Here is a 13,475-nt window from a genome sequence, read left to right as displayed (position 1 = left end):
ACTGCAATGGTCAGAACTGGTTGTATGTATCAACCTGACAATATCTGTTTGGCAACACAAAGTGTAATTGTTAAATAAATAGTTAAAATAAGAAATATTGGAGGTTTTTGACATAGAAAGCATAAAGACATATTTTTCAATGACATAGGTTTTGAAGACAGAGTAGCATACGAACACAAGGGGATAGTAACATAGGTTTTAGGCGGAATGACATGAGAACATATTATTTAATGACATAAGTTTTGAAGACAGAGTAACATACGAACACAAGGGGGGAGTAACATTGGCTTTGAAGGTGGAATGACATGAGAACATATTATTTAATGACACAGGATTTGAAGACATAGAAAGTTTATTTGTACCTTTGCGCCACTATAGAATGGTAATTTTCAGCAAATGACTTACGCAAATATCATCTTACCTTTGCCACTTGATGGCTATTTTACATATAGTGTACCTGATGTCTTGGCTTCACGGGTGCAGAATGGGATGCGTGTTATAGTTCCGTTTGGTAAGAGTAAGACTTATGTGGGTATAGTTGCTGAATATCCTGTTGATGTTCCTAAGCCTGCAAAAGAAGTTGCACAGCAAGGGAAGAAGAAGATTGAATATAAGAACATTGCTGATGTATTGGATGATAGCCCGATACTTCTTCCGCAGCAGTTGAGGCTTTGGAAATGGATAGCCGACTATTATATGTCGCCCATTGGAGACGTTTATAAAGCTGCCCTTCCTTCAGGTTTGAAGGCAGAAGATGGTTTCCGACCTCGCACGGAATTGTTTATTTGTTTGGCGGATAAGTATCGTGACGAACAAACGCTCACCCTTTTAATCAGTTCTATGAAGAGAGCTGTAAAGCAGTTGGATGTTCTTATGACTTATCTTAGACTGACGGGAGTTGATAATATAGAACATCTTTTGCCAGAAACAGAGCTTCGTGAGGTAACAAGAGAGGAACTTATGAATGAGTCTCATGCGTCAATAGCAGTCATTCGATCGCTTCAAGAAAAGATGATACTTGTTACTTATGAGAAGGAAGTGGGACGTCTCAATCATAATATTGCTCCTCTTCCAGAGAAGATGAAGCCTTTGAACGAGGCACAAACCGAGGCTTACAATCATATCTTGGTGCAGATGATGGGGCATCCTGTGACTTTGTTACATGGAGTGACTTCTTCGGGTAAGACGGAAATATATATCCATCTAATCCAGAAAGCCATTAATGAGCATAAGCAAGTGCTCTATCTTCTTCCAGAGATAGCCCTTACTGTGCAGATAACAGAACGATTGAAAGCCGTGTTTGGCAATCGGTTGGGTATATATCATAGTAAGTATAGCGATGCCGAACGTGTGGAAATATGGAAGAAACAGCTTTCCTCCAATCCGTACGATGTTATCCTTGGTGCGAGAAGTGCCGTCTTTCTTCCTTTTCATCGGCTCGGTCTTGTCATAATAGACGAAGAGCATGAGCAAAGTTTTAAGCAGCAAGATCCTGCACCACGCTATCATGCACGGTCAGCAGCCATCGTATTGGCACAAATGTATGCTGGTGCGAAGACATTGTTGGGTACAGCAACTCCCTCAATGGAATCATATTATAATGCAAAACAAGGCAAGTATGGACTTGTGAAGCTAAGCCGTCGTTATAAAGATATTCAGTTACCCTCAATCGAAGTGGTGGATATGAAAGATCTCTATCGTCGGAAGATGGTGTCAGGTCCTTTCTCTCCTCACTTGTTATCGGCTGTGCGTGGTGCTTTAGAGCGTGGGGAACAAGCAATCTTATTCCAGAATAGGCGTGGCTTTGCACCTATGATAGAATGTAGACAATGTGGTTGGGTACCGAAATGTCCTAATTGCGATATCTCACTGACCTATCATAAGAGTATGAACTACCTAAGTTGCCATTATTGCGGATATACAATGAAGGTGCCCGAGGTATGCCCTTGTTGTGAAAGTAAGGATATTCGAGGACGTGGTTATGGTACGGAGAAGATAGAAGATGAGATTCGTTCCATCTTTCCAGAGGCTCGTATTGCCCGAATGGACTTAGATACAACCCATACGCGCAATGCTTATGAGCGATTGATTAATGACTTCTCGACGGGCAAGAACAATCTTCTGATTGGTACGCAAATGGTTACTAAGGGATTAGACTTTGGTAAAGTCTCTGTTGTGGGCATACTAAATGCTGACTCAATGTTGAACTATCCTGACTTTAGAGCTTATGAGCAAGCCTTCATGATGATGAGTCAGGTGAGTGGTAGAGCCGGTAGAAAGGGAAAGAGGGGAGAGGTGATACTTCAAACCAAGACACCTGATTTACCCGTTATCCAGTATGTTGTCCACAATGATTATCCGACATTCTTTAAGGAACTATTAGACGAACGACGCGAATTTCATTATCCCCCGTTCTATCATCTGGTGTATGTCTACTTAAAGCATAGGGATGAGAACATTGTCAATACGGCTGGGGTAGAACTTGGAAGTAGGTTGCGTGATATCTTCGGGGCTCGTGTTCTTGGTCCTGATAAGCCTGCAGTAGCACGTGTGAAGACATTAAGTATTCGAAAGATAGTACTGAAATTAGAGAATGGTATTGATTATCCTCGTGTCCGCCAGTATCTTCGTGGAGCATTAGACGCCATGATGAAAGATAAGCGTTATGGTGCTTTGCAGGTGTATTATGATGTTGATCCGTTGTAAGGCAATATGGTTGTTTGCCTAGAAAGGATTCCTTAATCGAAATAGGGATACAGCTCCTTAAAACCATTAACAATGTCTGTGATAAGCTGAGGATTCTTCTCCATCTCCTTTTTATTTACCAATAAATAAGCACTTTTCTCAATATTGAATAGATGTTCGTATTCGTTATGTCCAAATAGCGTAAGTGTATATCTTCTGTAAACACGGAATCTACTTGTATTCTTCTCTTGTTCATCAATTCTATTAGCTCCAATAAAACCAAAAGAAGCACAAGAATCTTTATCTGCTATTTCCTTCATGATAGCCATGCAGGTATAGATACATTCCCTCGGTTCATCCAGTCCAGTCATAACATTGTACTTCTTATCACTATCCCGATGAGTCTTTAGATGGAATTTAACAGCATAGAAATGATGACGATAAACTTCTATCCATACCCAATAAGTTTGAAGTGACTTTGGTGACTTGAATGAATACAAGTATTTATAAAGCAAAAAGCCTTGAGGTCCATCCCAAGGCTCTATGACTTTCTTTACAAAGTGATAAGGATAATGCTGTATACCCATGTTCTTTTTGCTTTATTGTATGAGGTAAGGATATACATCAATCTTCTCTCGTTTTGCTTCTTCGTCTGGGACACGTACAAAACCATCCCCACTGAAGAGGATTTTCTTCTCTTCTTTGGAAAGACAAGAGGCTACTCGTTGCTGATATTCTTCCGTCTTCCGAGCTTGATAGATTCTACGTTTAGCTCTTAGAATCTGTATTTTTTTGTTTGTATCCATAATAGAAACGTATTTTCTGCTGCAAATATATGAATATTACTTGATATTTGCAAGTGTTTAAAAGGAAGTCTTTTCGAATCTTAATGAATTGAAGTGAAGGGAAAAATAAGGCGGAGATAAGTTGAAGTCATTCAATTATCTCCGCTTTGTGGTTAGATTAACTCGGTTGTGAGTTATTGTTTTTAGAAATCAATATCAAGTCCGACACCCAATACCTTATTCGTGCGGGTGAAGATATCCGTATTCTTGGTATTAATTACGATAGGTTGTACCTTTACAGAACCATCAGGTTGTGTGATTTGATCTTTACCGACAGTAATTGCATCGTTGTATTCCTTCTTAAAGTTAGAATAGTTTGTAAAGAAGTAAGCAACATTGAGGTGTGCATTCTTAGCAACTTTAATCTTTGCACCAAAGCCGAAGCTGTAACTGCTCGTAACGAAACTGAGATCAGTAAGATACTTACCATCGCCTAGTCCATACTTTGTGCGTTGTCCGCCAGCACTAACCGTCACTGCAGGAGTAATATCCCACTCAACACCAGCAAGGAATTCCTGTGTATTGTGCGCAAGGAGCTTCTGTTTGTTATTTGCCATTCGTGCCTCTTTATCGAAGTAATAGTTGTAACCAGCCATAACGCGCAGGTTTTTCAATACTTCATATTGTGCGCCGAGAGCAAGAATACCAGGAATATCGTTAGGAGTTGTTACGCCATCTTCATAACTGTGCGTATCATCTGGGTTAGCCTTTGTCTCAACATTGAACTTAGTTGTGAACTCATAGCGAGCTGCAAGATTCCATTTTCCATTGTGATAATCAATGCCGAGGATAGGAGTAATCCCCCAACCACGTTGGCTCACTTTTACATAACGATCCTTTACGAGTTCCTTACTGCTACTGAGTTTGTCGGCTCCAGCACTCACTAACATCGCTCCGTTACTAGCTTTCTCAGCACCCGCAGCATATTGATTTGCTGCAGCCAATAGTTGTGCCTTGGCTGTTGGATCTGTCGTTGCATTAGCTTGTGCCTGTAAAGCTGCGGCTTGCGTTCTAGCTGCAGTAGCTGCCGCCTGTAACGAAGTAGCTTTTTCGTTAAGAGCTTTTACCTTAGAATCGAAGTAATCGTATAGATTTTGATTGTTTCCACCAACATTTGCAGAGATGTTGGTAAGGTTCCCTTCGTATTTGTTATAAACATAATTGAATCGTGCACCCCCATAAACAGCAAGGTGATCATTGATTTTATATGCTGCACCGAGTTGCAAACCGAAATCGTATTGCTGTCCACTCATATAACTCTGCATACTATAAGCCGTTGCAGGCGTCTCCTTCTGATCAAGAAGTGCTGCAAAAGTTGGGAGTTTTTGGTTGATTAAAGCAGGAAGAAGTGATACCTGACGTTCGAAACTAGGGAGTCCCTCGTTGAAAGTTGCCTTTCCACCGCCACCTGTCAAGCCAAAACCAGCTTGAAAACTCCATTTATCCTTATTATAAGCTACTTGAAATGATGGAAGGATGGGCACAGAAGCCTTACCTTTATAAAACTTACTGCCATCTTCTTTTCCTCCATTGAGCTTGAAAGGTTTTGCAAACGGCTGCAATGCAGGTACTTGTTCAAATGCTGGAACAGAGAAAGATGATGTTATTTCACGTGTTTGATAAGCGTTTTGGAAGTTGAGAGATAGGTGGAATCCATTACTGAGAAATGCAACGCCGGCAGGATTAAAGTAAACTCCATCGATACCAATCGCACCAACACGTGCAAAATTACGGTTGAAAGCAATGCTTTGATTGGTATTTGTGAGTAAACCTCCGGCTTGTGTTGTTGTAGTCATTGCTAACATTGTTGCAGCAATGATGATTTTTGAATACTTCATTGGTTGTTTGTTTGTATATAAAAAACCTATAAATTTGGTTGCAAAGTTATATATATTGTTCTAAACTTCCAAATCTTTCCTATCTTTTTCTCATTTCGTCTTAAAATGTGCATATATATGTTAAGTGCGAAAGTAAGGGAAGTTGTTTGTGAAATGATAGGTGCTTTTATAAGAATATACTTTACATTCTATTTTTTTATTCTAGCGTTTTATAGCAAAGTAACAAGCCAGAAAATGGTATTGATTGTAGGTTTTTGAAAAAAAGTAGTATCGTTTTGAGTGAAAAGTAGTATCGTTTTCATGAAAAAGTACTATCATTTTTGATGAAAGGTAGTATTGTTTTTTGCAAATAATACGATGATTTCGGTTAAAATTAAGTCTATTTTCACAAAATAAGTGGGTTCTTTCTCTTTATATTGTAAGTTGTTTTTAGATAAAAGGTTGATTGTTAATGGGTTGTGCTTACTATACAAAAAGCCACCATAATTTGGATATTTGAGTCCAATTATGGTAGCTTTTCAGAATAACGTCAAAACGAGTGGCAGAATTAACAATATTCTATTACAAAATAGGATAGTTGTTTACGCCTTTAACGTTGGATATTGAATACGTGTATGATACATTGATTTGAGTCGTTCGATGAGTACAGCCTTTGCCGCAGTAATATCTCGGAAGGTGATTGGGCAGTCTGTAAAGTTTCCGTCAGCGACCTGCCCATCAATAAGTCTATTGACGAGTTCGCTGATACTATCCTCAGTATACTCCTTCAGCGATCTTGAAGCTGCCTCCACCGTATCACTCATCATGAGAATTGCTTGCTCTCGTGTGAACGGATTAGGTCCTGGATAACGGAAAAGATCCTCATTGACTTCCTCGTCAGGGTGCTCATTCTTGTAATGGATGTAGAAGTATTTTGCCATTCCAGCACCATGATGTGTGGTGATAAACTCTTTGATTTCCCTTGGGAGATTATATTTTTCTGCGAGTTTCAAGCCTTCGGTTACGTGACTGATAATAATGCGTGCACTCTCAAGATCCGTCAATTTATCGTGCGGATTAATACCCGCTTGATTTTCTGTGAAGAAAGCAGGGTTAAGCATTTTACCGATATCGTGATATAGTGCCCCTGTACGAACCAGTTGGCTCTTAGCTCCAATCCTGTTTGCTATTTCTGTTGCGAGATTTCCAACTGTGATTGAATGTTGGAAAGTACCAGGTGCAACCTCGCTCAATCGTCTTAGCAGTTCGTTATTCGTATTGGATAACTCGAACATCGTTACAGTGGAAACGAAACCGAACGTCTTCTCAATCACTAACATAAGCGGATAAGTAAAGAGAAGGAAGAAAGCATTGACCCCAAAGTGATAATACATTGTGTGGTCGAGCTTAGAGAGATCGTCGGCTTGGATGAGTTGTAAAGCTAAATACATAGCAGCAGAACCGATAGTAACCAATAAAGCCGTAAGGAAAATCTGACTACGTTTGGATAATTCTCTAAGAGAATAGATGGCAATCAAGCCTGCCACTAATTGTACGATAATAAATTCGTATTGATATTTCACGGCAACCGCACAGATAAGAATCATTGTTACGTGCGCTATGAAGGCTGTTCGTGAGTCCATAAACACTCGGAAAAAGATGGGCGCCATGGAGAAAGGCAGGATATAGACACTGAGAATGTTATGTTCCATCATTAGCGAAGTGAGGATAGGGAAGATGACTATCATCACATAAAGTAGTGATATGGAACGCGGCTTGTCGAAATAATCTTTGCGGAAGAGAGCGAGGTAAAGGGTGAATAATCCGATGAGAATTAAAACATAGATACTTTGCCCAATGATGGTTGATGTTATCTCTGCTTCGGATGCGTTACGCTTCTCCATAGCCTGCTCGAATGAATTGAGCACACGATACGTTTTTGCATCCACGATATCGCCTCGGTCGATGATTCTCTGTCCTTCCAATACCATTCCTGATGCTTGCGGAATGAGACTGAGCATATCATTCATCTCTGTCTCACTACGATCTTTATCATAAATAAGGTTTGGTTCAATGTATTCGTTTAGATTACATTGTTGTAAGATAGCACGCTTCGAACCTAAAGTAGGATTCACAAAGAGATGTTCATAAGCTCCGAGGGTTGAGAAGGTCTTATTGATTGGAACACTCACAGCTTGTTTACCAGTGACCACACGAATCACATTATCGCTATCTTTCACGAGTTTAGAATATTGCTGTGGGTCGATCACTCCAGCTTCATAAATATCATGCAGGTGTTGGGCAATGATTTCTACATACGATTGCGGTAATCCTGGAATACCATTCTTGTAAGCAGTCTTGAATTGTTCAATCTTCTTTGCTTCGATAGACGGATTAACGTTATAATACGGCTGGAAATGCTTCATCATCGAGTCACGTTCCGCCTTCAATGCTTCATCAGTCTTGAAGATTGGAAAGTCGAATTTGGCAATCAACTGCCCATACATCCATGGCTTTCCCTCATCATAATGGAAGAGTTTCCCCTTTGTTCGTGGTAAGAAAAGTACTATCATCACCACAGCAACAATGACCAATGCCGTTCTTGATGCTACATTTCGCCAATAGTGGTTTTCTAAGTTTCTGAATCTTATCATATTTCTATATTGTTTCTATTAACTTCTAAGGACTTGCGAAAATACTAAAAATATGGCGTATACTCAAAAAAAAGCATTAATTTTGCAGGAAAAATAATAATTAAGACAATGGCAGAGAGAAATGTAAGAGTACGTTTTGCACCTAGTCCAACGGGCGCATTGCATATTGGTGGTGTACGTACGGCTTTGTATAATTACCTTTTCGCACGTCAGCATGGCGGTAAACTCATCTTCCGTATAGAGGATACAGACTCTAATCGCTTTGTTCCTGGAGCAGAAGAATATATTCTTGATTCGTTTAAATGGTTAGGAATAGAGTTTGATGAGGGCGTTAGCTTCGGAGGTGAGCATGGTCCTTATCGACAGAGTGAGCGTCGTGAAATCTATAAGAAGTATGTTAATCAGTTGTTAGAGGCTGGTAAAGCATATATTGCCTTTGATACTCCAGAGGAATTAGATGCTAAGCGTAAAGAGATTCAGAACTTCCAATACGATGCACATACTCGTCTTCAGATGCGCAACTCTCTGACCATGTCGAAAGAAGAGGTTGATAGCTTGATAGACGATGGTCAACAATATGTTGTTCGCTTTAAGATAGAGCCAGGTGAGGAGGTGCATGTCAATGATATGATTCGTGGCGATGTCTGCATTAAGAGTGATATCCTTGATGATAAGGTATTGTATAAGAGTGCAGACGAGTTGCCTACTTACCACCTTGCTAACATCGTTGATGACCACTTAATGGAGATTTCTCATGTAATTCGTGGTGAGGAATGGTTGCCAAGTGCACCGTTACATGTATTGCTTTACCGTGCCTTTGGTTGGGAAGATAGTATGCCACGTTTCGCACACCTTCCATTGTTATTGAAACCAGAAGGAAAGGGAAAGTTAAGTAAGCGTGATGGTGATCGTTTAGGCTTCCCTGTGTTCCCATTAGAGTGGCATGATCCTAAGACAGGAGAAGTAAGTTCAGGTTATCGTGAGAGTGGATATTTCCCAGAGGCAGTGGTGAACTTCTTAGCATTGTTAGGTTGGAATCCAGGAACCGAACAGGAACTCTTCTCTCTTGATGAATTAGTAAAAGCATTCGATATAACGAAATGTTCAAAGAGTGGAGCTAAATTTGATTATCAAAAGGGTATATGGTTCAATCATGAGTACATCCTCCGTAAGAGTGATGACGAGATAGCAGAACTCTTTGCACCTATCGTTGCTAATAATGGTGTTGAAGCTACGATGGAACAAGTAAGACAGGTTGTTCACATGATGAAGGATCGTGTTAGTTTCGTGAAAGAGCTTTGGGAACTTTGTTCTTTCTTCTTTATCGCTCCAACAAGTTACGATGAGAAGACGGTTAAGAAGCGTTGGAAGGAATATTCTGCACAGCAGATGACAGAATTGGCAGAGGTGCTTGAAGGTATAGACGACTTCTCCATTGAAGGTCAGGAACCTGTTGTGATGAAATGGGTAGAGGATAAAGGCTATAAGCTTGGCGATATAATGAATGCTTTCCGATTGACATTGGTTGGTATTGGTAAGGGTCCTGGTATGTTTGATATCTCAGCTTTCCTTGGCAAAGCTGAAACCTTAAAACGTATGCGCAAGGCTATAGAAGTACTTGGTTAATGATAGAAATCGAATAGATGAAGTATCAGATAACATGTGATAATTGTGGTACACAATTTATAGTGGAAGCTAGTGAGGGGCAGACAATCGAATGTCAGTGCCCTCATTGTCATGGAACGATGGAGGTAACATTACCTCTTATTAGTGCAGGACAGCAGTATCAACCACAGAATCAAGTGAATGCACAAGTTTCACAAACGGCTCAAACAAACACGAAGAACAATCATGCCATCTTATGGGGTATCTTGATTGGTTTAGTTGTATTAGCGATAGGAATTGGTGCTTATGTTGCTTTCCGTCCAACACCACCAGCGGCAGTTGCTTCAGATAGCTTGTCTGTCGATACAATTCCTTATGAAGCGCCAGTCCAGAACACAGCTCCTCCTGTTGTTGATACAGTTGTTACTGCGCCAGAGCCAGCGGAGCCCGAGGAAGAAGCAACTCCTGCGCCCGAGGAAGAGAAACAGCAAGCTGATACCGCTGCTGTCGAAGAGGAACATCGGCAATAGGATTATGCAGACTTCCTATTAATAACGTAAATAAGAAATAAAGATACATGGGAAAGATTATTTTAACGGGTGACCGCCCAACTGGTAAGTTGCATCTTGGTCACTATGTGGGTTCACTTCGCCGTCGTGTGGAGTTACAGAACCTTGGCGACTACGATAAGATGTTTGTCTTCATGGCAGACGTACAGGCGTTGACAGATAATGCTGACAATCCAGAGAAGATTCGCCAGAACATTATTGAGGTGGCTTTGGATTATCTTTCTGCAGGGCTTAGTTCAGAGAAATGTATGCTCTACATTCAGAGTCAGATTCCAGAATTGGCAGAACTGACCACATTCTTTATGAATCTTATCAGTGTAAGCCGTGTGCAGCGTAACCCTACTGTGAAGACTGAAATCAAGATGCGTAACTTTGAAGCCAATATTCCAATGGGGTTCTTTGCGTATCCAGTTTCACAGGCAGCCGATATAGCAGCTTTCAAGGCAACTACCGTACCAGCGGGGGAAGATCAAGAGCCAATGATTGAGGTGACACGCGAGATTGTACGTCGCTTCAATCAGATTTATGCACCTGTATTAGTCGAACCAAACATCATGTTACCAGAGAATGCAACGGCACGTCGTCTGCCTGGTACAGATGGTAAGGAGAAGATGAGTAAGAGTCTTGGTAACTGTATCTATCTCTCTGACGACGCTGACACCGTATGGAAGAAGGTGAAGACAATGTACACTGACCCAACTCACTTGAATGTCTCCGACCCCGGTCATGTTGAGGGTAACGCTGTGTTTACCTATCTGGATGCCTTCTCAACCGATGAAGATTTCGCTGAGTTCTGGCCAGAGTTCCAGAATCTTGACGAACTGAAAGTTGCTTATACAGCTGGTGGTATCGGTGATATGAAGTGTAAGAAGCTCTTAAATAATGTGCTCAATAAGATACTTGACCCTATTCGTACTCGTCGCCATGAATACGAGCAAGACATTCCAGAGATCTATAACATCTTGAAGAAAGGATCTGTTGAGGCTCGTGAGGTAGCTGCAAAGACGATGGATGAAGTTCGTGCAGCTATGCAGATCAATTACTTCGAAGACACAGCTTTGATTCAGAGTCAGGCTGAGAAGTTCAGGAAGAAGTAAATCATAAAGTCAAAGAACGTTCTCCTTTTTTGTGAGAAGTTAAACTAATGATAGGGACGTGTTAGAGGTTTATTTAACCTTTGATGCGTTCCTTCTTTTTGGGGAACATCGTCTTGTGTAATTGGCGAGAGTCTTTCCTTGTGAATTGTTGATGTCCCCTTTGAGTGGAGAAGAATTATTAGGTTAACCAGTAATCATAATTTTGAACTCAGGATTTTGATTTATGTTTGATCTTGCCAATGCTAATCTTTTGTTCTACCAACGCTAATCTTTTGTTCTAATAACGCTAATCTTCAAGCATACGAACACTAACTTCTAAAACTTGAGAACACTAACTTCTAAACTTCTTGGGGCAATCTCGCTATCTGCACTCCTCCCCTCTCGGGGAGGTCGGGTGGGGCTGTTTCTTTCTGTTTGCAAAGGTAAGCAAGTTTATTCTGAAAACAATCGTTTTTCGGGGTACTGGAGTAATAAGTTCCGCAAACATCATTGCAACTATCTGTTTTACAGAAAGATATGTATAGATAGAGGAAGCCTCCCCAAGCCCCTCCGAAGGGAGGGGATGTGTTCCCACAACGTGCAACACAAAAACAAAGTTCAAAACTATGATTACTTCGATTGCTGGAGTAACTATAGTAATAAACACGTTAACTTGCACGCTAATTATCCGTTATCTATTGTATGCCCCTTGTATGGGAAAAGGGCTCCCCTCCTTTCGGAGGGGTCGGGGGAGGCTTTTCCCTTTCGGAGGGGTCGGGGGAGGCTTTTTATTCCCAATCACAAAATCACAATCACAAAATCACAAAAAGGATTTTCAATGTGTAAAAAGGGATTCTTATATAATATAATACCTTATTAATAAATAATAATATATAATGATACATTATCTATGTAAGAAAAAATGCGATATTACCATAATTGATTTTGTGATTGTGTGATTGTGATTTTGTGATTGATATGGTCTGCCATTTAGTCATTTTATCATTCAATTTGTCAATTTCTTCACCAGGTTCTTTTTCAATTTATTTACTTACTTTTAGGTATTGTCTTATATTTTGTTATTCTCTATCTTTGCAACGTTATTTAATTACATTTTAGTTTAATAGTAAGGACTTAAATCAATATTTCCAATTAAGTCCTTAATTAGCAAGTCAGATGGAGAGACAGAGAAAGAAACCTATAGGAGAAGTAGCTTCTAATGTTTATTTGTTGTATAAGAAAGCATTTTGTTTAATATTGCTTTCGAGCCTTAGCCTGCTTACATGCTATGCGCAGGACGTTGTTAAGCGTGATACAACCTTAGAAATGAAAGAAGTTACTGTGACAGCACGCAGTGAGATTAGGAAGTTGAAGGAGTCGGCTATGCCTATATCTGTTATAGGACAGCGTCAGTTACAAGGTACTGCGACAAATATTAATGACGTACTTGCGCGTACAGTTGGAGTTACCGTGCGAAATACAGGAGGTTTAGGTAGTGCCTCTCGAATCTCACTTCGTGGCTTAGAAGGTAAGCGTATGGGAATGTATGTGGATGAAGTTCCGATGTCGCAGTTGAGTAACTTTGTTGCCTTAAACGATATCCCAACGAATATGATAGAGCGTATAGAGGTATATAAAGGTATTGTCCCTTATAAGTTTGGTGGCTCAGCCTTAGGAGGAGCAGTCAATGTAGTAACAAAGGAATACCCACCAGTATATTTTGACTTCTCATACGAACTGGGTTCATTCAACACACATCAAGTATCAACGGTGTTTAAGCGTACCAATCATAAAACTGGTCTACAATTTGGTATTGGTGGAGCCTTCTCGTTCTCAAAGAACAATTACAAGATGACCTTGGCAAATTTGGACAATAGAATTGTGGAAAGAGACCATGATAAGTTCAATAAAGTCATGGCTGGAATGTCTGTTAAGGCTACGAAATGGTGGTTTGATGAAGTGAAGTGGGAACTTATTTTCCTTAAGACACGTCAGGATATACAAGGGATAGACCTTGATGTGCGTGAGGCTTATAACCATTCTGTCAGTGGATTGACGACATTGGCACTAAAACGTAAGAATTTCTTTTTAGATGGTCCTTAATTCCGCAACACTATTATAAATTAAACTTTTTAAGTACCTGAGCAACAAAAAGTTGCTCAGGATTTTGCCATGTCAGAATTTTCACTTATCTTAGTGTTGCAAAAAAAAACAAGAGAATCCA

The 13,475-nt window shown here is 40.2% G+C and carries 8 protein-coding genes and 1 pseudogene; 5 read left to right on the top strand and 4 right to left on the bottom strand.

Annotated elements, in window-relative coordinates; all coding sequences use genetic code 11:
- Positions 1–396 precede the first annotated feature (396 nt).
- A complete protein-coding gene (gene priA / locus F0475_RS11590) occupies positions 397–2,706 on the top strand; it encodes a replication restart helicase PriA (protein WP_155716755.1) in 2,310 nt (769 codons plus the stop codon).
- 32 nt (positions 2,707–2,738) lie between these two features.
- Here the strand turns inward: priA and F0475_RS11585 are convergent, their stop codons facing one another.
- The 4 genes from F0475_RS11585 to F0475_RS11570 all read right to left on the bottom strand — a co-directional run bounded on the left by F0475_RS11585 (position 2,739) and on the right by F0475_RS11570 (position 8,001).
- Positions 2,739–3,272 carry a hypothetical protein gene (locus tag F0475_RS11585; protein WP_155716754.1) on the bottom strand — a complete coding sequence of 178 codons (534 nt, stop codon included), beginning with the start codon at positions 3,270–3,272 and terminating at the stop codon, positions 2,739–2,741.
- A gap of 12 nt (positions 3,273–3,284) precedes the next feature.
- Positions 3,285–3,491 carry a hypothetical protein gene (locus F0475_RS11580; RefSeq protein ID WP_155716753.1) on the bottom strand — a complete coding sequence of 69 codons (207 nt, stop codon included), beginning with the start codon at positions 3,489–3,491 and terminating at the stop codon, positions 3,285–3,287.
- Between the two features lie 182 nt (positions 3,492–3,673).
- Positions 3,674–5,368: a hypothetical protein gene (locus tag F0475_RS11575; RefSeq protein ID WP_155716752.1), complete on the bottom strand. Its 1,695-nt coding sequence runs from the start codon at positions 5,366–5,368 to the stop codon at positions 3,674–3,676.
- Between the two features lie 581 nt (positions 5,369–5,949).
- The gene (locus tag F0475_RS11570; protein WP_155716751.1) at positions 5,950–8,001 is read right to left on the bottom strand and encodes an HD family phosphohydrolase; all 2,052 of its coding nucleotides are present in this window, start codon (positions 7,999–8,001) and stop codon (positions 5,950–5,952) included.
- Positions 8,002–8,109: 108 nt separating this feature from the next.
- Here F0475_RS11570 and gltX point away from each other — a divergent pair, with 108 nt between their 5' ends.
- The 4 genes and pseudogenes from gltX to F0475_RS11550 all read left to right on the top strand — a co-directional run.
- On the top strand, positions 8,110–9,627 hold the full coding sequence (gltX, locus tag F0475_RS11565) for a glutamate--tRNA ligase (RefSeq protein WP_155716750.1): 1,518 nt from the start codon (positions 8,110–8,112) through the stop codon (positions 9,625–9,627).
- A gap of 17 nt (positions 9,628–9,644) precedes the next feature.
- A complete protein-coding gene (locus F0475_RS11560) occupies positions 9,645–10,136 on the top strand; it encodes a hypothetical protein (RefSeq protein ID WP_155716749.1) in 492 nt (163 codons plus the stop codon).
- A 47-nt stretch (positions 10,137–10,183) separates the two neighbouring features.
- Positions 10,184–11,272: a tryptophan--tRNA ligase gene (gene trpS, locus F0475_RS11555; protein WP_155716748.1), complete on the top strand. Its 1,089-nt coding sequence runs from the start codon at positions 10,184–10,186 to the stop codon at positions 11,270–11,272.
- A 1,155-nt stretch (positions 11,273–12,427) separates the two neighbouring features.
- Positions 12,428–13,348: pseudogene (locus F0475_RS11550) on the top strand (TonB-dependent receptor); the annotation flags it as partial.
- Positions 13,349–13,475: the final 127 nt, after the last annotated feature.

The sequence above is a fragment of the Prevotella vespertina genome, assembly GCF_009728485.1.
GTDB classification, from domain to species: Bacteria; Bacteroidota; Bacteroidia; order Bacteroidales; family Bacteroidaceae; genus Prevotella; species Prevotella vespertina.
This window is presented reverse-complemented; position numbering and strand designations above follow the sequence as displayed.

Bases quoted from the DNA above. Each gene is read 5' to 3' on its own strand.
- gltX (WP_155716750.1), top strand. From the start codon at position 8,110: ATGGCAGAGAGAAATGTAAGAGTACGTTTTGCACCTAGTCCAACGGGC.
- F0475_RS11575 (WP_155716752.1), bottom strand. From the start codon at position 5,368: ATGAAGTATTCAAAAATCATCATTGCTGCAACAATGTTAGCAATGACT.
- F0475_RS11580 (WP_155716753.1), bottom strand. From the start codon at position 3,491: ATGGATACAAACAAAAAAATACAGATTCTAAGAGCTAAACGTAGAATC.
- priA (WP_155716755.1), top strand. From the start codon at position 397: ATGACTTACGCAAATATCATCTTACCTTTGCCACTTGATGGCTATTTT.
- F0475_RS11585 (WP_155716754.1), bottom strand. From the start codon at position 3,272: ATGGGTATACAGCATTATCCTTATCACTTTGTAAAGAAAGTCATAGAG.
- F0475_RS11570 (WP_155716751.1), bottom strand. From the start codon at position 8,001: ATGATAAGATTCAGAAACTTAGAAAACCACTATTGGCGAAATGTAGCA.
- trpS (WP_155716748.1), top strand. From the start codon at position 10,184: ATGGGAAAGATTATTTTAACGGGTGACCGCCCAACTGGTAAGTTGCAT.
- F0475_RS11560 (WP_155716749.1), top strand. From the start codon at position 9,645: ATGAAGTATCAGATAACATGTGATAATTGTGGTACACAATTTATAGTG.